Here is an 18,225-nt window from a genome sequence, read left to right as displayed (position 1 = left end):
CAGCTAGACCTCAATCCTACTCAGCCAACCATCCGATCGCTCTCGTTGTCGGCTGCTGAGCTGCAACTCAATCTGTCGGCGCTCGTCGAAACCTTGGGCATCGAGTCAGAGGCAACGGAACAACTCAGGGGCATCATCGACCCCGAGGAACTGTGCGGGGCGCGTCCCTGTGGGCGTTGCGATGCGATCCTCCCTTGGTGTCCCAGCACATCGGAGGGTGTCACCGATGTCTAAGCAACTCCTTACCCACTCGCGAATGCAGTCATTCAAGGCGTGCCGTAAAAAGCATGAGTTTGAGTACGAGCTAGGCATCCGCAAGGAGGTCGACAGCAAGGCACTCCGCATGGGGGCAGCGGGCCACGAAGGCCTCGATGTCTACCGCAAGACGCAGGACATCGAGAAGGCCCTAGGAGCTGTGCGGACGTCGTACGGCCCCTGTCCCGACGAATTCGACGACTACGAGTGGGCGATGGAGCGAGAGACCGTCGAGTGTCTGGTTTCGGGCTACGTCTGGCGATGGGAAGAGCAGCCAGTCACGGTCATCGCCTCGGAGCAATCCTTTCGGCTGCCACTGACCAACCCCGAGACGGGCGCCGCAACGCCGCTGTGGGACGCCGCGGGGAAAATTGACGGTATCGTCGAGATCGACGGCCGGCTGCTTGTGCTCGAATCTAAATTCGTGTCGGAGTCGCTTGAGCAAGACGGTGTCTATTGGCGACGACTCCAACTCGATTCTCAGATCAGTCTCTACTGTTGGGCCGCTCGACAGATGGGCTACAACGTGAGCGGCGTCCTCTACGATGCCGTTCGCAAGCCTTCCATCGCGGCGACTCCCATCCCGTTGCTCGATGACGATGGCAAGAAGATCGTTCTCGATCGACATGGAGAGCGAGTGTTCAACCGAATCAGGCCAAAGAAGAAATGCGAACATTGCCAAGGCACGGGGGAAGTGTGCCAAGGTGTCGAAACCACTCACGCAATGCCAACGATGACCGCTGACTGCGAATGCACCTACGGGGCTCCACGTCAGACGGCCGACGCCGAAAAGGGATGGGTGTTGCAAAGTCGTCCGATGACGTCCGATGAGTGGCAAGAGAAGCTGTTTGCGGACATGGGCGAACGCCCCGAGTTCTACTTTTCCCGCATCGAGATCGCTCGACTTGATGCCGACATTGACGAGTGCATGTCGGAGATGTGGGACATCCAGCAAACCATCCGCGAGGCTCAGTTGCGTGACCGTTGGTACAAGACGGTTTCACGTAACACCTGCCAATACTGTGCTTTTTTTGGTCTCTGCACTTCCAAATGGAACGGCGGGCCGACGCCGGACGGCTTTGTTCGTGTCGAGAACGTTCATCCGGAACTCACATAAGGACTACCATTCATGGCCAAAGGCGCACCCACACCGAAACCACAGCCGACCAAGCCGAGCGGGGCGTCTCCGCCCTCATCGTCTCAGTCGTCGACGTCGAGCCGCAGCATTGGCGTCGTGCGGGGGACGATCGCTCAGGGAGAGAAGATCGGCATCTACGGGCCGGGAGGCATCGGCAAGACTGAGCTGGTGGCGTCCCTGCCACAGGTGGGGCTTGACCCGCTTTTTCTCGACCTCGACCAGGGGACCATGGGTATCGATGTTGCTCGAGCAACGCTCGATGATGGCAGTTTGGCCTACAGCTTCGAGGATGTTCGCGCCGCTCTCCAAGGGATTGCTCTTAGCGGTGACTTCGACGCCATTGTGATCGACACATTCTCTTCGCTCGAGGATCGAATCCGCGAATGGGTGATCGACAACGTCCCTCACGAGAAAGGGAGGATGGTTCGGCGCATTGAAGACTACGGCTTCGGCAAGGGATTCTCCCACATCTTTGAAGCCGCGATGCTCATTCTCCAGGATCTCGACGCGATCGCTCGCCGAGGAATCCACTGCATCGTGGTCTGTCATCAGTGCACCGAGAAAGTCCCGTCGGCCGAAGTCGACGACTACTACGAGTACCAGCCGCGACTTCAGTCTCCGCCGAAGACTGGCAAACTTCGCGAACGTGTCTTCGAGTGGTGCAATCACTTCTTTCGCATCGACCACGATCGCAGCGTGAACGACGACGGTCGGGTGGCCAAGGGCGATGTCCGCTCGATCCATACGGTTCGGACAACAACGGCGTGGGCGAAGCATCGGACGATCCCCAACGGCAGGGAGTTCCCCGAGGTGATTCCCTACCCGAAGGGGAGTCACGAGCTTTGGGACGTGATCTTCGGAGAGGAGTAGGGACGTGAAGGCACAGGAAGTATTCCATCAGTCTGACGGCGCGGTAACCACTCGCTACTACTGCGACCTGATTGCTCGTGGCCGAATCGGCCAAGTCGCCTTCGGCTTGTTCAGGGCTGCTAAGCGGTCGCAGCGAGCAAAGACCTACCGTAAGCGTTCCCATGCGAAGAGTGCGTATCGAGGGAAAGCAGAGGCGATGCGTTATTTGAACGTGGCGCTCGAGAAGATCGAGTCGATCAACTGGGGATGGAAGGAGGATCCAGAAACGCCGAGATACGACAAGATTCTCTACGTCGATCTCCCCCAGGGCCAAGCGTCGTTTCACTCCGAAGAGAGGTATTCGGATCGCGAATATTACGGCTGGTGGGACGGCTCGGGAAAGACCACGCCGCGAGTAATGGCCTTCTGTGACTCCATCATGGCGCGGGACGCGTACGGCATCGACACGAAGACGCTGATGCCCTTTGGGGCCAACGTCGGCGTTGCTCTCGACGCGTTGCCCGCGGACTACTGTCGGACGATCGGCACTTGGGATGGCCTAGAGAACTGGCCTTTGTTCAGGGCCTACTTTGCAAGGATGGAAGTCAATGCACAAGATCTCGACGGAATCGTCTAGGACCAAGTGGCAACCGTTGCATGTTCGCTTCATCGAGTTCTGTGTAGTGATCTGGGGGTTAGGGGAAATACGTTCTCACCAACACATACACCTGGTCTCATCTAAGCATCGCGCGAAGTGCGAGATTTGCGGAACTGACATGGTCGTGACGTCTCATTGGCTGTTGGCGTCGCTACTCTTCAAAGAGTTCATGGTCCAATGCGAACGGTGTGCACCGAAGAAACATGGGAATCCTCATGATTCAACTCCGAAAAGCGAAATCCGTTACGAGGGGTGGGGATCACGTCCTCTATTAGCTCACAGGAAGGAATGTCGTGAACGAAAAAGCACTAGCTGATCGAGCGAAGGAATTGCTCTCCGAGTTGGGAAACATCATTGAGCAACTCAATGACGCGAGCGGGACCGTCTCGCTTGAGGTGTGGGTCAATGGAGGTGGTGAGTCGATGATGCTTCATCAACTCACTGGTGAGTTCACATTGTTCGCTGGTCTCTACACCGATTTGACCGGCGACGATGAACGGGCGTCTGAGGGTAACGAGCAGGAAAAGGACGGGCAATGAGTCAAGAAATTCAACAGGCAGGAAACTTTCGCGGCGACATCGTCTCCTATTGGCTGAAAGAGGCTGAATCGGAAGCGGTTGCCATTGGGATCGAGGTCAAAATTCTCGACGTCTGGCATGAAGGCGAATGGTGCGATTGGTCCGAGCACAACCTCGTCGCGAGAGGGGATCTGTGGGTCATCAAAAAGGATGGCTCCATCAACCGTCAACAGGTTGAAAGCCTAGCTAAGAGCACGGGGTTCGAGGGCAACCTCGAAGCAATTATCAACCAGGAGTGGGATCCGCATCCGGTCTCGATCGTGGTCCAGGAGGATTCCTACAAGGATCAGATCCGCTTCCGAATCAGTTGGATTAACAACTACGACGCGACGCCCGGCGGCGGCAACATTTCCCCCGAGAAGGCTAAGCAGCTCCAACAGAAATTCGGTGGAGAGTTCCGCGCGATCGCTGGCAACCAGACACGCAACGAGGCCAAGCCGAAGGGGCGACCCAAGGCGGCAAAAGCCAAGTCCAAGGGGAAGGCCAAGGCGACTCCAGCAGAGGCCGAAGAGCCGGTAGAGTCGCCGGTTCCGGACGTCGGTGAAGACGATGACGCAGTCCCGTTCTAATGGTAGCTCTTCGTGGACAAAACGCCCTGGTTTCCGTTCTACGCCGACGACTTCCTCGTGGGCACCATGGACATGTCGGACGCGGAAGTCGGCATCTACATTCGCCTGCTCGCTTTGGAGTGGGCGAAGGGCCCGTTGACGGAACATCAAACGCATCAATGTGGACGCAAACGGGCCCTAATCCGAACCGTAATCGACCTCAAATTTGACTCATACGTCGATGACGTTGGACAGAAACGCTACATCAATTTACGGCTTGAGAATGAACGTAAACTCATGGAACAGAAGAGGAAGAGGAAAGCGGAAGCAGGAACAAAGGGTGCCCGATCACGATGGCAACCGCATGATTCTGCCAATGGCAATACCACAACCACAACCACAACCAGAGATATAGAAGAAGAGAGTTCTTCGAACTCTCTCGATCAAACCTCCGGTTTGACGGATTCCGATTCGGACCAATCGAAGTCTTCAAAATTCAAATACTCGAAGGCCTTCTCCGAGTGGTGGGAACACTACCCCCGGAAGGTGTCCAAGAAAGCCGCGCACGAAGCCTACAAGCGTGCTGGGGCTCGCCTGCGGTCCGAACACGATTGGACCTCGAAGCAAACAATCGACTTCCTCCTGAGCCGCGTGAAGGCGTTCGCGGCGTCTCCGATGGCAAGTCGTGGTGATCGACAATTCATCCCGCACCCCGCGACGTGGCTGAACGGGGGGCGGTACGACGACGACGAGAGCGAATGGGATTTGGCGAACCAAGAGGGTTCGTCGCCGAAGCCATTCGACCTGAAGGCGGAGATGGCAAAGGCGTTTGGCGAGGACGGCGCGGATGACCAATGACGAGTTCAAAGACTGGTTTGAACGCCACTGCGCGTTTTTCCCGGGAATCAAGACGTGGCTCAACAAGCAGGAAGACGACCATCGTCAGATGATCTTCCGAGCATGGCGGGAACTTCTAGTCTCGTTCGAGTTCGACACAGCGCGTGAAGCGTCCAAGCGCCTCTACGGCGCGGAGCAGACAACGCCGTACGAGCGACACGCGGCCGTCATCCGTCGCTTGTGCTCGGAGATGTCGAAGGGCGTCGATACTCCAGCCAACCGGAGGCATCGCGAAGGCACTTACGAGTGCAAATGGTGTCTCGACTCGGGGTACGTGTCGATCTACGCGTGCGGGACGTGGCTGGCGAATTGCATCAAGCTCTACGGCGAAGACTTGGGCATGAAACAAACCGGCACGGTGGCATGCACGTGTCACCGTGGCGACCGAGTCACCAGTCGTACGCGATTCGACCCTGAGCGAATGATCGTGGCCCGTCGCTCGTGGCGCGAAGAGGAGATGCGAGGCGATCGTCCCGAGATCTTCGACAAGGACGGGCGTCTCTACATGGTCAAGCACGAAGGAAAGGAAGCTGTCTGATGAAGTGCCTATCCATCCAACAGCCTTGGGCATGGGCGATCCTCGCCAAAGGCAAGAACGTCGAGAACCGCACGAGGCCGCCGATCAAGTCCTGCTACCGCGGGCCTCTGCTGATCCACGCGTCTCTATCTCGTCCTCGTCGAAACGATGCGTTGCTGAAGAAGACGTACGGGATTCAATCGCCGAACACCCTTCCGGCGGGATGCGTTGTCGGCGTTGTCGATGTCGTCGACAGCATGTCTCTAGGTGACCTGTTCTACGAGCGGCCTGCGTTTCTCTATTGGGCGGAAGGGCCTTGGTGCCTGTTGCTTCAGAACCCGCGAGCACTCGCTGAGCCGATCCCATGGAAGGGGCGACTTGGCAGTTTCGATGTGCCACTAACAATCGAGGAACTGGAGTTCGCAACATGAGTGAAGAAGAAATCATCGCCGCCAAGCAGACGGTTATCGATCTTCTCAAGGAATCGTTAGAGAAGGCAGACATTGGCATCAAGCCTATCGATACCACCTTGGACGAAACTGGCCTTGAGATCGAGGTGGATACCGGCGACGCGCATTGGGGTTGGTGGACGATTGAGCTGACGACCGAGGATGTACCGTGAATCACTCCGGCGCGTAGCCGGCGTGAGGGTTCCGCGTGCTCAGTATCACGTGGGACTCTTTACCGCTTGGGTCCGTGCCCCGGCTGGAACTCTGGCCGGTCGGGGCACGTCCTTGGGAGAGACAGATGAGCACACCGATTGATTGCCTGCGCGAAGGCCAGTGGATCGCGATCACGGATGAGCGAGACGAAACGTCAAGCTGTTGGAACGACTCCTACATCTTCCACTCGCCTCGTCCCAAGAAGAAGAACATCACCGGTGAGCCACTGCGCATTGAAGCGATCAGTCTTCCGTTCCTGCTCGTCAATGACGGCCAGCATCTGTTCGCGATCGACGTGCGACGAGTCGAGGTAACGCTACTCCGTCACCGCTACGCGAAGATCTTGCGGCCGTCGACAGAGAAAGACGTCGTCCAGATGCCAATCAAGCAAGCTCAATCGAAACTCTGTCCGCTCTGCCAAGAGAAGATGATCGAGCGAATGCGCGGGATTGGCGAGTGGATGCTCGCGTGCAAACAATGCGGCTTCGAGGGGAAGGTGGCGAAGAAGTGAGCAACATCGTTGGCATTGACGCTTCGCTGACCAACACAGCCGTGGTGATCGGCGATGGTAGGGAGTGGCACGCGAAGGAGTTTCCGTCGAAGAGCCTAGGGGAAGCGGTTGCAGATCGCGTGATGCGCTACGACCTGCTTGTGGCTAGCATTCTCGACTACCTCAAGAGCCACTTTATCAACGCCATCTACATCGAGAGCTATTCGTTCGGGCACAACCTCGCCGGCCAATCGCGGCTATGCGAACTCGGCGGCATCCTGAGATGGCATCTGGTCGACCTGTCCAACCGCATCGTGGAAGTGCCACCGACAACGCTCAAGAAGTTCGTCACCGGCAAGGGCAACGCGCCCAAAGACGTGATGCTGGCCCACATCCAGAAGCGATGGGAGCAGCTCTTCGAGTCCAATGACGTGGGCGACGCGTTCGGTCTCTACCAGTTGGGTTTGGTGGCGGAAGGGATCGTGGAGCCGGCGACCGTCGCCATGGCGCAAGCAGTGAAAGGGTTCAAATGAGTTTTCCTATTCCATCCGAAACCGACTCTTCTGGAAATCAAAGACGGTAATGTGATCACCGCCAAGGCGTTCGTGATTGGCTGCAATCACGCGTTGACGGCACGGGCATTCGTGGAATGGGGGCCAAAAGGACTCCACCGATGACTGACATTCAATGGACAATTGGCATCCTAGGGACCGTGGCTTTGTTGTTGGCCATGTTGATCGTCGGCTCGATAGCAACAGCGAGAGGGAGGTGGTGAGTGATGCCAATTGACGTTGACCTGTCACCGAACGCGCCGATCACCGAGAACGAGCAAGGCCGCAAACAATCGGCGATAGACGTTCGGTTTGACCTCCTGCCAGCGCATTCGCTGTTCGCGATCGCGGGTGTCCTGCACCGCGGCGCCCTGAAGTATGGGGAGGGCAACTGGAAGGGTATCGCGACAGACGATCATCTGAATCACGCGCTCACGCACGTGTTCGCCTACCTCGCCGGTGACACCCAGGATGACCACTTGGGTCACGCGGCGTGCCGGATGCTGATGGCGCATGAGATGGCGTTGACTGGAGAGGTGGAATGAGCAACGCAACTGAACTCGATATGACGCTCCTCTATCGTTTTTGCGGTGAGCCATACGGGCGGCACAATCTCGCTCACCCGTTCGCTCGCAATGGCTGGATCTACGCGACCGACGGTTGCATTTGCGCCCGCGTGCCCGATGAGGGACAGCTGCGGATGTCGTCTACCGGCCATCTGCCCAAGGGTGTCGATCACCTGAACTGGGATTGGGTCGATGAGCCGGGCGAGCCGGTCACGGATGAGTCAGCAACTGATGTCACCCTGTGGGCTGCTTGTGATAAGTGCAGGAAAGGATTCGTCCAGCGGCTGAAATGCGAGAGGTGCGACATCGACGGCGAGTGTCCACACTGTCACCGCAAGTGCAATATCTGCGATGGCCTTGGCTACGAGGTGAGGCTAGACGGCTTTGATTGGAGATGCTTCGAGTGCAAGGGAACGGGGTGGACGGCCGACAAGCCATTTACCCCCTTTCGCGGAGAGGGACACTTCTACGCTAGTTACTTGCGGCTGGTCTCGATGCTTCCGAACGTGAGAGCGTCAGTCGCGTTTGCCAACAACGAACCACGTTTGCGATTCGTCTTCGACTATGGCGGGCAAGGGCAATTGATGGGCGTCATTCCCCGTGAGGACATGATCAAAAGGAACTGACCTCGCCGGCGGTCGTGTAAGAGGCAACAGGAGGAAAATACTGCGTAGGTTTCAGTAACGCATTTCAAGTGAAAGGGTTCAAGGATGGCAGTGAAGAAGAAAGCCGCAGTGAAGAAGAAAACGGCGGGAAGCCAGAAGCCTAAGGAGCGTCTCGAACAGTCGGAGTTCCCCGGCATGGAGACGCCGAAGCCGCCAAAGGAGGTTCTCGACGCTCGCGACAAATTCATTCAAGCCAAGCGCGATGCGGCCGAAGCCGCAGAGAATCGCGGGCACTGCGAGCAGAGGCTCATCGAGCAGATGCACAAGCACGGCATCACGAAGGTCAAGCTCGACGGCGAGAACAAATTCATTGAGATCGAGGCGCCCGAAAAGGCCAAGGTGAAAACCGTGCCAAAGGAACAGCGGGAACATCGTGGAGAGCAAGACTAGCTCTTCGTCGGCCAACCAGAACCATGGGGCTGGGTTGAGAGACATCCCAGCCCCCGACCTCAATCGACTAAGGGGTGGAACCATGGTTGCGATGAAGAAGCGTGGCACGAAAACCACGCGATTGAAGCGTGGGCAGCGGATAGAGATCATCCCGCCGGACGGGGAACCGATCGTCGTTATCCTCTCCCGCGCGTCGAAGGCGGCAATCACGATCGACGCCTCTTGCGACGTGAAGATCAACCCCGAGACCGAAACTCCACCTTGCTTTTCTGAGACCTGATCGATACAGTGCCGATAGACATCGGTCCAGATGTCTTCTCGCGGGAGTGTCAGGAGGCAGCCCGCGTGCGTTTAACCAAAAACGTGCGCGAGGTATGCCATGAACTTGACGACCATCCTGCTCCTCTTCGTTCCCACGCAAGATCCCTCGCCGGTGCCCCCCTCGCCGGCCAAGGCCGTAATCAATGTCATCGGCACGTCCGAGCCAGACCCAGGAGTCGTCGTGTTCCTCGACGCTTCGGAGTCGGTCGCATCGGACCACGAGTGGTCGGTCATCCCAAACGATGCCGAGCTGCGACCGGTTCCGAAGGCCGGCAAGCTGATGATGCTGTTTTCGAGCAAGTATCCCGGGCCATACGCCGTCATGCTCAGTGTCGCCAACGGTGGAGACGCGGCGGTTGCTCAAACGATCATCACCGTGCAAGGCGACATCCCGCCCGGCCCCGACGACGAACCAATCCTGCCGGCCGACGGTGCGTTCCAGCTCACCAAGCTTTCGTTCACTTGGGCTCAAACGCTTCCAGCCGATGCCCGGCACCGATCCGCTGACGTGGCGGCGGTCTTTCGGGAGATCGGTTCGAGCGTGACGTCCGATAGCGATTGCGGCGAAGTGGTCGCTCTCACGTCGGCTGGCGTCCGCAAGGCCGCTGCCGGATACGTCGGCGACTGGAAGCTCTACTGGCAGCCAGCCTATCAGGCCTACATGTCGGACCTCTTCGAACGCGGCGTATTCAACGACTGCCGCAACATCAAAGACGCATGGTTGGCTATCGCTGACGGCCTGGAAGCAGCGGAACTCGAGTAAACGGAGTCCGGCAATGGGCGAGCAACCGCTCAGCAAGGCGCAGAAGAGCACGTGGATGGCCAGCGGCATCGCGATTGGGACGCTAGTCGCCTCGATGTTCCAGATCCAGTTTCAAATCCCGATCAAACTCGACTTGGCGACGCGGATTGTCGGGTTGAAGACGCGGCAAGAGTCTGTCGAGGTCAGGCCAGTTCCGGTCTGTGACCCGGTCGAAGCAACGTCTCGCTCTCAACGCAACAAACTCGGCGGCGCCTGCCCGTAGGGCGCCGGATCGACCAACGTGGACGAACCAGGGAACTGACGAATGGACTTCTCGAAACTCGGCTCGTGGCTCGCGGCCATCAAGAAGAAACCGAAGACCTCGCTCGCGATGGCGATCGTCGTAGCGATTATCTCGGCGGTGGCGATTTACAACCCGGAACTGATTCCCGACCTCGGCTCCGACGACAACCCGGCACCAGTACCGCTCCAAGGCTGGGCGGGCGAAGATGAAGCCGAGCAGGCGTGGAACGCCATCGGCGACACATTCCCGAAGTTTGCCATCACGCCGGCTCACAGCTCCAAGGGCTCCGTGGTCAATCTTTGGGACGCGGCCAAGCTCGTCAACGACGGCAAACACCTCGAGACATTCGACCAGAAGATCGGGGACTGCGTCAGCCAGGGCGCCGCCAACGCGATCAACTACCTTCAGTGCGTGGAGATCGCTCTCCATAACGAGAGGGAGGAATTCCGCTCGGCGTTCCAACCGTACATCTACGGCACGTCTCGCGTCCAGATCGGGGGCGGTAGGCTTGGTCGATCCGATGGGAGCCTCGGCGTGTGGGCGGCTGATGCGGTCCGCAAGTACGGCGTGCTTGCGGCGGATGCCCCCAATGTCCCGCCATACTCCGGAGATATCGCGAAGGAATGGGGTCACAAGGGCCCACCAAGCCAGTTCATCGAGATCGCGAAAGAGCACATCGTCGGGGCGACGGCTCGCGTTCACTCGTACGAGGAAATTCGAGACGCGATCACCAACGGCTACCCGGTGACCATCGCATCGAACCAGGGCTTCCAGATGCGAGCCAAAGTGATCGATGGGCGGCTGTGGGGGATTCCATCTGGCTCTTGGGCTCATCAGATGTGCTTCGTCGCGGTGGACGACACGGTGGATTGCCCACGGTCCGCCGGCGGTGGTCATGGGGCGGCTTACTGCCTCAACTCGTGGGGTGAAGACGCTCACGCTCCGGTGTCCGAGTATGCCTCGACCGACGATGCCCCTCCGGGTGGCTTCTGGGTCGCGGCCCCGATCGCCGGCAAGATGGCTCAACGTGGAGAGGCGTTCGCCTTCTCAGCTTTCAACGGATTCCCAGCGCAATCAGTCGATTTTTCAATCTTTGGCGAGGCCTTCAACGATGATCTTCGCCGCAACTAAGGAGCGTGTTGATGTGTTCCATCTTCCTGGCTGCCGCACTGTCGTCGTGCGGCGCTGATGTAAGCTTCGCGGTTTTCGGACCTGAGCCGGCCAAGGTCGTCCGTGCCGCACCCGTGCTGAACTTCGCCCTGTTCGAGAGTCCGGCCCCCAAGCAGAAGGCGAAGGAAGGGGACCGAGCCGAGGTCGCGGCCGAACCGGTCCGCTACGAACGGGTCCGCATCCAGGAGTGCGTCAACGGCCAATGCAGTGTCCGCTACGAGCTGCGGCCGATCTATCGACGGTGAGCCTAGCCTCGCGCGGCTGGCCTCGAGTGTTTCGATACCTCCGCTCGGGGCCAGCCTTCCCCCACTGAGGAGAGTCCGATGTCGATGAGACTCCACCACCGATCAACCAACGGCGTCCACCGTCGGCCTCTTGAGCGTCGCGTCCGCATGCCTCTGTGGGCGACCCTCGCGGTGAAGGTGTTGAGCAGTACGCCCGCCGTGATCCTCGCGGTGGGTGCGGTGGTGTTCTCGCTCATGTGGATGTCGTTCTACAGGTGATGCCATGGTTGCTCAGCATGTCGACCCCGAGAGACACCGCACTCCATACATGGAGAGGCGAGTCGGGCCAGTAAGAACCCCGTTGCGCGGCGATGACGGATTGCACGAGCAGCGGATTCGGTCGTATGCGTCGACCGTCGACAGGCTGGAACCGTTATTCGAGCCCCCGGCGAGGTATAGACTACTCGGAAGATGGGGTAACCGGCAACGGTTCCTGATTGGATATGACGACTGCCGGCATAGGGTCCGGCAAGAGCTCCTGTGTTACACCAGGCCAGAGCTTGAGAGGGTTGTGGACGTGTGGATGGAAGAGCGCGTCCACGGGCAGTGGAAGCGAATTTGCACGATCCCGATGAGCGTGGTAAGGGCGTTAGCGGGCAAGCACATTGAGGAGGATGTCTGATGCCGCCAATCGTCATCCCATCTCCGTTCGGACGAACGCTCATCGACGACGCTGATGCTTCGGCGGCGCGTACCACGATGGGGCTAGGGACCATTGCCACCCAGGACGCCGACTCTGTCAACATTGATGGTGGGGCCATCGATGGGGTGGTGTTCGGAGGATCGGACCCCGCTGCGGCGACGGTCACGACGCTGACAGCGACGGGCAATACGACATTCGTCAATGGCACCTATGGAGAGAGTTACCCGGCAACACACTCTGTGGACACGTCGGGCAATTACACGATCTCCGCTCCCGATGACACGTCCTCACCAGGAGAACTCAGGCTCCAGACCGACGGAATGAGTCGGATCACGGTGGCCGCGAACGGCAACATCACGATTCCTCAATCGGTGTTCTTGAATGGTGTGTGCAATGTTCGCGACAGTAGCTATGGGAACTCATACCCAGCGACCATCGACGTTGATAGCTCGGGGCATCTGACCATCTCCGCTCCAGATGACACGTCGACGGCAGGCGATCTGATTCTCGCGACCAATTCGACGACCGCAATGACGATCGATGGGGAGACGGGCGATGTCGACATTGCGAACGATCTGGATGTGGGGGGAACAGTCACCTTTCGCGGCTCGGCGTTCTTCAAGCGTTCATCCCCGATCGTGTTTTCTGATGGCGACGATGGCGCGTCGAATCGTGCGGCGTTCATCGCGCGATCCGAGTCCGACGATGACTACTGGATTTCGATTCAGAGTAATCCCTCAAGTCATTCGAGCCGTCCAGGCCAAAGCCTGTTGACCGCAAAGAGCGCCGGAAGCGTGGCTTCGCTCATATCGTTCGCCCCTGGTGGGGCAAAAGTCGAGACCGGAAATCTAACGGTCGCCAATCGCCTGATCCAAACCCTTCCCGCGTCCGCGATCGACGACGGCGACCTAGGCAACTCTGACGCGTCGTTCTACCTCGATAGCGACACGATCAAGGCCAGGTATAAAAATGCTGGCGGAACTGCCATGACTGTGTCACTTGGCGGAACCACCCTGTTCACTGACGAGCCAGTAGAGTTCGCCAACTCCACGTATGATGCAACGCTAGCAGCCAGGGGCGAGGTAGAGTTAAACAGCAGCGGGTATCTCAACCTGATTGCCCGTGACGTCGAGGGGATACATCTGTCGTGCTCCGCGAACCCTTACGACGTCTCGTTCACCCAGTATTCTGCATCGTTTTCGGTGCCTATCATTGCTGGGAACATTTCGCTCTATCCGCTGTCGGGGACGATATCGTCGGGCGCGCTCAGCGTCGAGCAGCGGTCACATAGGACGGTACAGGGCGAGGGCGGGGCGGCTGACGATCTAGACACGCTCACCGACTTGACGGCTGGGCAGATCGTGATTCTGTCGGCGGGAACGCACGATATTACCGTCCGCGACGGGGTCGACAACATTCACCTGGACACGTCTAGTCGCGTATTGACCGGGAGTAGCAACGATTTTCTGGTGCTGTTCTCTCCTGACGGGAGCAATGCCTACGAGATCAAGTTTGTGGACACGTGAGATGGATCGAGCCTCACGATGACTAGGAGTCACTAGATGCCGTCATTTCCCTACGTCGTGAACTACGACGGGTTCAAGTTCACGATCGACGACCAGGCGATGTACGACAGCATCCTCGCGGCAGCCGACAGGCTCGATCCGATCGCGGAAGAGGACCGCGACCCCGAGGAAACGCAACTCCAGCGATTCCACCGGATCAACAAATTCCAACTCTGCGACATTTGGAATAAAGCGGGCGTGAGACTTGGGCGTCAGGCAATCCCCAGGCGGCCCTATGGCGACTTCATCGGCGATCGGGAGGAATGACGTGGCGTCACTCGCTGGGCTCGGCACCACTGGAGAGACCGCTTACGTCGTGATCGAACGGATCGACGGCAGCGATTCAGGCAAGGTCTGGGATGCCGGTTCCGAAGCTCTCGACACCTACGACTCGTCTGATATTGACGACTACGACATCGCGGCCACCGAGGAGGGGACCGCCAGCGGTCGCTACGCGGTCACGGTCCCATCGTCGCTTCCGGGGGGGCGTTATCGGATCATCTGGAGAATCCGGGCCGGCGGCTCTCCGACGGAGAGCGATAGCCCGTTCTGGGAAGAGACGATCGACTGGGACGGGTCGAACATTGTCGGGCTCACGACCGCGACCAGCGAGTTGACCGATGTGCCGACGAGCACGTCATCGGCATTGACCTGGATGCTCTGGATCGGGGCTTTGTGCTTCCATCGTCGCCGAACGAACAAGGCAGACGGGAAGACCTACGTCTACCAGTCGGACGGATCGACGGTCCTCGGCGAGGTCGAGTTCTCCGACAATGGGAGCGAGGTCGATATCCTGAAGGGAGTTGACCCGTGAGCAGCAGTCGGCTGATGAACATCGCCGCCGCGACCAATCCCGTGGCGGGGGCACCCCTCGATCCGGACGGGAATCTCACGATGCGGGATCTCTACTTCCTGAATAAGATTCCGTCCCCCTACATCGCGGCGGCGGAGATGGCGGCGACGTTGCAGGGCGACAGCCATCCCCCACGGGTGGCGAGAGAAGTGTTGGCGTACTAAGGTGCCGGATCGGATGGTCACACAAGCACATCACGAGCTGTGGGAGGCCTACCAGGCGGACCGGTCCGATGAAAACCGGAACCGATTGGTCGAGGCGAACCTACCGCTGGTGCACCGCATCGCATCGAGAATCCATTCGGCTCAACCAGCGGTAGGTCAGGATGACCTGTTCTCGGCAGGCGCCATGGGGTTGATGCGAGCTGTCGAGCTATTCGATCCGTCTCGGGGCGTCCGATTCTCCACCTATGCCTATCGTTGCATCTGGTCCCACATGATGATGGCGTTCGATTCGATTGATTGGATACCACGACACGTACGCCATGCATGCACGGGCCTGCCCGCAGTCTTGCCACTCAACTCGATAGACAGCATCTCTGATGGAGAGACGGCAAACGTGGTGGACTACCGCACAGCCGAGGCTCCCACGCTGGACACGAGAGAGCATGTCAGGCACTTGCTGTCCGTCCTCACAAGGACCGACAGGGTGATCGTGACCCTGCACTATCTGCGTGGGCTGACCTACCGAGAGATCGGGGAGCAGATAGGGCTTTGCACGGCGGCAACCCAGAGGCGTGGAGCCAAGGCCCTTGACCATCTGCGGGCCATGGTCCAGGGTAGATCTGAAGAGCTGGCTGCATGAAATCCCGTGCCAAACTAGGTGCCATTCAGGTGTCACTTTGGCATGCCAGGATGGCAGGCCCCTGATTATCACTATGAGAAAATGGCGGGTCCTTCGACAGGGGGTACCCGGGGTCGAGGGTTGGCGTATCGCGAGCATTTTTCGCGTGAGGTGGTCAATTCCAGGTTGGGGTTGTAGCGGCCGCGAGGGCATCTGATTGGCGTTATCCGAACGAAACGTGATGCGGCGAGAGCCCAGGGGCTCAAGAGCGAAGAGACCGTCAGGAAGTGGCAGACCCGCGAGGACTTCCCGGCGTTTCCGTGCAAGGAAAAAGAGCTCGATGCTTTTTGCGCGCGGCACCGCATCGGCAAGCACAACGATCGATTCCGCAAGAAGTCCGACAAGAGCACTGAGCCCTCGCGAGAGCCATCGCCATCCGATCGAAAAGAGATCGCCCTCGCGATCAAGCACGAGCTTGAGATCGCGAGGCTCCGAGGTGAACTCGTCTCGCGTGACGCCGTCGATCGAGGCTTCCAGAAGTTTTTTCTCGATGCAAGGTCTCTGTGGGAATCCGTCCCCGACGCCATAGCGATGCTCATCGGCGACGCCGAGCTACGCGAGGTGGTGAGGGACGATGCCAAGCGAATCATCGACGATGGGTTGCGGGCGTGTCAGGCGGCTATGAGGGCGATCGAAGAGCAGTGATCCAGTCGACACCAGAGCCATTCCGATTTAGCGACGCGTGCGTTGGTAGCCTCAGTCCTACTGTCGTGGTCGCTCCCGATTTGTGGGTTGAGGAGAACATGTACTACGGGAGCGACGTGTCCGCGGTGGCTGGGTACTGGTCCCATACCAGGTTTCCCTACAGCCGCGAGCCGCTCCAGATGCTGGACGACCCGCAGATCGAAGGGATCATCCTCAGTTGGGGGACGCAACTCGGAAAGACCACGCTGCTCGGCGCATCGGTTTGCTGGACGGCGGACAACCGGCCGGGTTCGATCATGATCGCGTGCCCGAACCAGGATTCCGCGCACGAGCACAACGACACCAAGCTGATACCGGCCCTTGAGAGCTGTCGCAGCGTGGCGCGGCGTCTTCCGCCGAAACACCAGCGGAACAAATCGCGGCTCGACCTCGGAGACCGATGGATTTACTACGCTTGGTCGGGATCCGCGACGACGCTGTCAGGCCGTACCGTGGCGATGCTGGCCATCACCGAGGTCAATCTTTGGGGAACGCTCATCAAGGAAGGCGATCCCGTGAAGATGGCCCGCGACCGGCTAAAGGCCATACCGGGATCGCGGAAGAAGATCCTCATTGAGGGCAAGCCGACCATCAAAGGCCAGTGCGCCATCACTCGAGCCTACGAGCAATCGGACATGCGACGGTTTCACGTTCCGTGTCCGCACTGTGGTGAGTATCAGGAGCTTAAGCAGGGTAATCTGGTCTGGGACAAGCGGCCCGACGGAACGAGTTGCCCGGACTTCGCGAGCAAGACGACGCGGTATCGATGCGAACACTGCGGACAGGACATCAGCGAGGATCGAAAGGTCCTCATGCTCCGTAGGGGCGTGTGGGTGCCGGCGGGCCAACGAGTCGAGCCACTTCCCGTCACAGCTCACGGCGGCGATGGGGCATCCCTGGCACCTACGTACCGACTTGTCGGCGAGAAGTCGAACCCTTCGCGGTTCGCTGGCTTCCACCTCAGTAGCCTTTACTCCAACGTGATCCCATGGGGCGAATACGCGCGCGAATGGCTGGAAGTCCAAGGCGACTTGGAAGAGCTCCGCGCGTTCATCAACTCGTGGACCTGCGAGCCGTGGGAGGTGCGATCGAGAGCGTCTGATGAGGATGAGATCAGGACGCACATCCAGGACTACAAGATCGGGACGGTTCCCGGCCCGACTCTCTCGCTCATCAGCACGGTCGACGTGCAGCACAACGGGTTGTGGTTCGTCGTTCGGGCGTGGTCGTATTTGGCGTCGTCGTGGCTTGTGGACTACGGATTTCTCGAGGGATGGGACGCTCTCGACGAGCTCTTCCAGTTGACCTACGAGGGCACGGACGGAGAGATTCACACGATTCGCACGTGCTGGATCGACTCCGGCGACGGGACGCGCACCGATGAGATCTACGAGTATTGCGCGAAGCACCGCGGATTCTGCGTCCCGCTGAAGGGCTCACGTCAGTACGGGCTGAAGGGCCTTCTCCAGCCGATGAAGCTCCAGTATCGCCAGCTCGAAGGCTGGATGATTGACGCTGGCCAGGCCCGCGATCGGCTCTACGACTCGCGACTGAACGTCACCTGTGGGGCGCCGGGCTATTGGGCGATTCCTTTGGACGTCGGCGAGGATTACCTCAAGAGCATAGTGTCCTGGAAGCGCGAAGAGGAAGAGGACAGAAAGACCGGCGAGAAGCGGCATCGCTGGGTATCGGTCAGCAAGACGTTCGAGCACTTGGCTGACTGCGAAGTCTACCAGGAGGCTGCGGCGGCAAGGTACAAGTTCGCGATGAGACGGCCGGGCGGTGCGAAGCGTCGGCCCCGCTCACTTGGTCGACGCAAGTCAACGCCTGGAGGATGGTAGTGAGAGCCAGAAAGCCACGAAGTCGTCGATACAGCAATGACACGCGAGAGGCGAAGATGACGCCATGTCCGATCTGCGGAGCACCTTCTAAGGTCTATCATCGGCGCGGTCGAATTCAGTATCTGAAGTGTGCTGGATCGACAGCGACGAAGGGGTGCGGACACACTTTTTCCAACGACGTTAAAATCAAATAGTAACAACCCACAAATCT

The 18,225-nt window shown here is 59.0% G+C and carries 26 protein-coding genes; 25 read left to right on the top strand and 1 reads right to left on the bottom strand.

The window, feature by feature from the left end:
- Window positions 1-226 precede the first annotated feature (226 nt).
- The 19 genes from Pan216_RS10140 to Pan216_RS10050 all read left to right on the top strand — a co-directional run bounded on the left by Pan216_RS10140 (window position 227) and on the right by Pan216_RS10050 (window position 11,804).
- Window positions 227-1,372: a PD-(D/E)XK nuclease family protein gene (locus Pan216_RS10140; RefSeq protein WP_419193478.1), complete on the top strand. Its 1,146-nt coding sequence runs from the start codon at window positions 227-229 to the stop codon at window positions 1,370-1,372.
- Window positions 1,373-1,384: 12 nt separating this feature from the next.
- Window positions 1,385-2,263, top strand: coding sequence for an AAA family ATPase (locus Pan216_RS10135; protein ID WP_145257882.1), 879 nt, complete (start codon window positions 1,385-1,387; stop codon window positions 2,261-2,263).
- Between the two features lie 196 nt (window positions 2,264-2,459).
- A complete protein-coding gene (locus tag Pan216_RS10130; protein ID WP_145257881.1) occupies window positions 2,460-2,879 on the top strand; it encodes a hypothetical protein in 420 nt (139 codons plus the stop codon).
- 314 nt (window positions 2,880-3,193) lie between these two features.
- On the top strand, window positions 3,194-3,439 hold the full coding sequence (locus Pan216_RS10125) for a hypothetical protein (protein WP_145257880.1): 246 nt from the start codon (window positions 3,194-3,196) through the stop codon (window positions 3,437-3,439).
- Window positions 3,436-4,047 carry a hypothetical protein gene (locus Pan216_RS10120; protein ID WP_145257879.1) on the top strand — a complete coding sequence of 204 codons (612 nt, stop codon included), beginning with the start codon at window positions 3,436-3,438 and terminating at the stop codon, window positions 4,045-4,047. Before Pan216_RS10125 ends, Pan216_RS10120 begins: the two co-directional genes overlap by 4 nt.
- A gap of 12 nt (window positions 4,048-4,059) precedes the next feature.
- Window positions 4,060-4,884: a DUF1376 domain-containing protein gene (locus tag Pan216_RS10115; protein ID WP_145257878.1), complete on the top strand. Its 825-nt coding sequence runs from the start codon at window positions 4,060-4,062 to the stop codon at window positions 4,882-4,884.
- Window positions 4,874-5,461 carry a hypothetical protein gene (locus Pan216_RS10110; protein WP_145257877.1) on the top strand — a complete coding sequence of 196 codons (588 nt, stop codon included), beginning with the start codon at window positions 4,874-4,876 and terminating at the stop codon, window positions 5,459-5,461. Before Pan216_RS10115 ends, Pan216_RS10110 begins: the two co-directional genes overlap by 11 nt.
- The gene (locus Pan216_RS10105; RefSeq protein ID WP_145257876.1) at window positions 5,461-5,871 is read left to right on the top strand and encodes an ASCH domain-containing protein; all 411 of its coding nucleotides are present in this window, start codon (window positions 5,461-5,463) and stop codon (window positions 5,869-5,871) included. Before Pan216_RS10110 ends, Pan216_RS10105 begins: the two co-directional genes overlap by 1 nt.
- A complete protein-coding gene (locus tag Pan216_RS10100) occupies window positions 5,868-6,062 on the top strand; it encodes a hypothetical protein (RefSeq protein ID WP_145257875.1) in 195 nt (64 codons plus the stop codon). Before Pan216_RS10105 ends, Pan216_RS10100 begins: the two co-directional genes overlap by 4 nt.
- Before the next feature lie 125 nt (window positions 6,063-6,187).
- On the top strand, window positions 6,188-6,613 hold the full coding sequence (locus tag Pan216_RS10095; RefSeq protein WP_145257874.1) for a hypothetical protein: 426 nt from the start codon (window positions 6,188-6,190) through the stop codon (window positions 6,611-6,613).
- On the top strand, window positions 6,610-7,125 hold the full coding sequence (locus Pan216_RS10090) for a hypothetical protein (RefSeq protein ID WP_145257873.1): 516 nt from the start codon (window positions 6,610-6,612) through the stop codon (window positions 7,123-7,125). The genes Pan216_RS10095 and Pan216_RS10090 overlap by 4 nt, the downstream gene beginning before the upstream one ends.
- 245 nt (window positions 7,126-7,370) lie before the next feature.
- Complete coding sequence (locus Pan216_RS10085) at window positions 7,371-7,688, top strand: dATP/dGTP diphosphohydrolase domain-containing protein (RefSeq protein ID WP_419193668.1); 318 nt, start codon at window positions 7,371-7,373, stop codon at window positions 7,686-7,688.
- Complete coding sequence (locus tag Pan216_RS10080; protein ID WP_145257871.1) at window positions 7,685-8,335, top strand: hypothetical protein; 651 nt, start codon at window positions 7,685-7,687, stop codon at window positions 8,333-8,335. The genes Pan216_RS10085 and Pan216_RS10080 overlap by 4 nt, the downstream gene beginning before the upstream one ends.
- An 84-nt stretch (window positions 8,336-8,419) precedes the next feature.
- Window positions 8,420-8,764 carry a hypothetical protein gene (locus Pan216_RS10075; protein WP_145257870.1) on the top strand — a complete coding sequence of 115 codons (345 nt, stop codon included), beginning with the start codon at window positions 8,420-8,422 and terminating at the stop codon, window positions 8,762-8,764.
- A 379-nt stretch (window positions 8,765-9,143) separates the two neighbouring features.
- Window positions 9,144-9,848 carry a hypothetical protein gene (locus Pan216_RS10070; protein ID WP_145257869.1) on the top strand — a complete coding sequence of 235 codons (705 nt, stop codon included), beginning with the start codon at window positions 9,144-9,146 and terminating at the stop codon, window positions 9,846-9,848.
- 13 nt (window positions 9,849-9,861) lie between these two features.
- Window positions 9,862-10,110 carry a hypothetical protein gene (locus tag Pan216_RS10065; protein ID WP_145257868.1) on the top strand — a complete coding sequence of 83 codons (249 nt, stop codon included), beginning with the start codon at window positions 9,862-9,864 and terminating at the stop codon, window positions 10,108-10,110.
- 42 nt (window positions 10,111-10,152) lie between these two features.
- Window positions 10,153-11,262 carry a C1 family peptidase gene (locus Pan216_RS10060; RefSeq protein WP_145257867.1) on the top strand — a complete coding sequence of 370 codons (1,110 nt, stop codon included), beginning with the start codon at window positions 10,153-10,155 and terminating at the stop codon, window positions 11,260-11,262.
- A gap of 11 nt (window positions 11,263-11,273) precedes the next feature.
- Window positions 11,274-11,546: a hypothetical protein gene (locus tag Pan216_RS10055; protein WP_145257866.1), complete on the top strand. Its 273-nt coding sequence runs from the start codon at window positions 11,274-11,276 to the stop codon at window positions 11,544-11,546.
- 78 nt (window positions 11,547-11,624) lie between these two features.
- Window positions 11,625-11,804 carry a hypothetical protein gene (locus Pan216_RS10050; RefSeq protein WP_145257865.1) on the top strand — a complete coding sequence of 60 codons (180 nt, stop codon included), beginning with the start codon at window positions 11,625-11,627 and terminating at the stop codon, window positions 11,802-11,804.
- A gap of 12 nt (window positions 11,805-11,816) precedes the next feature.
- Here Pan216_RS10050 and Pan216_RS28190 read toward each other — a convergent pair whose 3' ends face one another.
- On the bottom strand, window positions 11,817-12,023 hold the full coding sequence (locus Pan216_RS28190) for a hypothetical protein (RefSeq protein ID WP_419193667.1): 207 nt from the start codon (window positions 12,021-12,023) through the stop codon (window positions 11,817-11,819).
- A 183-nt stretch (window positions 12,024-12,206) separates the two neighbouring features.
- Between Pan216_RS28190 and Pan216_RS10045 the strand changes: the two genes are divergently transcribed.
- The 6 genes from Pan216_RS10045 to Pan216_RS10020 all read left to right on the top strand — a co-directional run bounded on the left by Pan216_RS10045 (window position 12,207) and on the right by Pan216_RS10020 (window position 18,014).
- Window positions 12,207-13,754, top strand: a complete 1,548-nt coding sequence (locus Pan216_RS10045) for an autotransporter outer membrane beta-barrel domain-containing protein (protein WP_145257864.1) — start codon at window positions 12,207-12,209, stop codon at window positions 13,752-13,754.
- 36 nt (window positions 13,755-13,790) lie between these two features.
- Window positions 13,791-14,060, top strand: a complete 270-nt coding sequence (locus Pan216_RS10040; protein WP_145257863.1) for a hypothetical protein — start codon at window positions 13,791-13,793, stop codon at window positions 14,058-14,060.
- 1 nt (window position 14,061) lies between these two features.
- The gene (locus Pan216_RS10035; RefSeq protein WP_145257862.1) at window positions 14,062-14,607 is read left to right on the top strand and encodes a hypothetical protein; all 546 of its coding nucleotides are present in this window, start codon (window positions 14,062-14,064) and stop codon (window positions 14,605-14,607) included.
- Entirely contained in the window at window positions 14,604-14,810 is a 207-nt protein-coding gene (locus tag Pan216_RS10030) for a hypothetical protein (RefSeq protein WP_145257861.1), read from the top strand. Before Pan216_RS10035 ends, Pan216_RS10030 begins: the two co-directional genes overlap by 4 nt.
- 13 nt (window positions 14,811-14,823) lie before the next feature.
- Window positions 14,824-15,450 carry a sigma-70 family RNA polymerase sigma factor gene (locus Pan216_RS10025; RefSeq protein WP_145257860.1) on the top strand — a complete coding sequence of 209 codons (627 nt, stop codon included), beginning with the start codon at window positions 14,824-14,826 and terminating at the stop codon, window positions 15,448-15,450.
- Between the two features lie 782 nt (window positions 15,451-16,232).
- Window positions 16,233-18,014 carry a terminase gpA endonuclease subunit gene (locus Pan216_RS10020; protein WP_145257859.1) on the top strand — a complete coding sequence of 594 codons (1,782 nt, stop codon included), beginning with the start codon at window positions 16,233-16,235 and terminating at the stop codon, window positions 18,012-18,014.
- The last annotated feature ends 211 nt before the right edge of the window (window positions 18,015-18,225 follow it).

Origin of the sequence: Kolteria novifilia (assembly GCA_007748055.1) — a bacterium.
GTDB lineage: Bacteria > Planctomycetota > Planctomycetia > Kolteriales > Kolteriaceae > Kolteria > Kolteria novifilia.
Note: the sequence above shows the minus strand (reverse complement) of the source record. Positions and strands in the feature narration are given on the sequence as shown.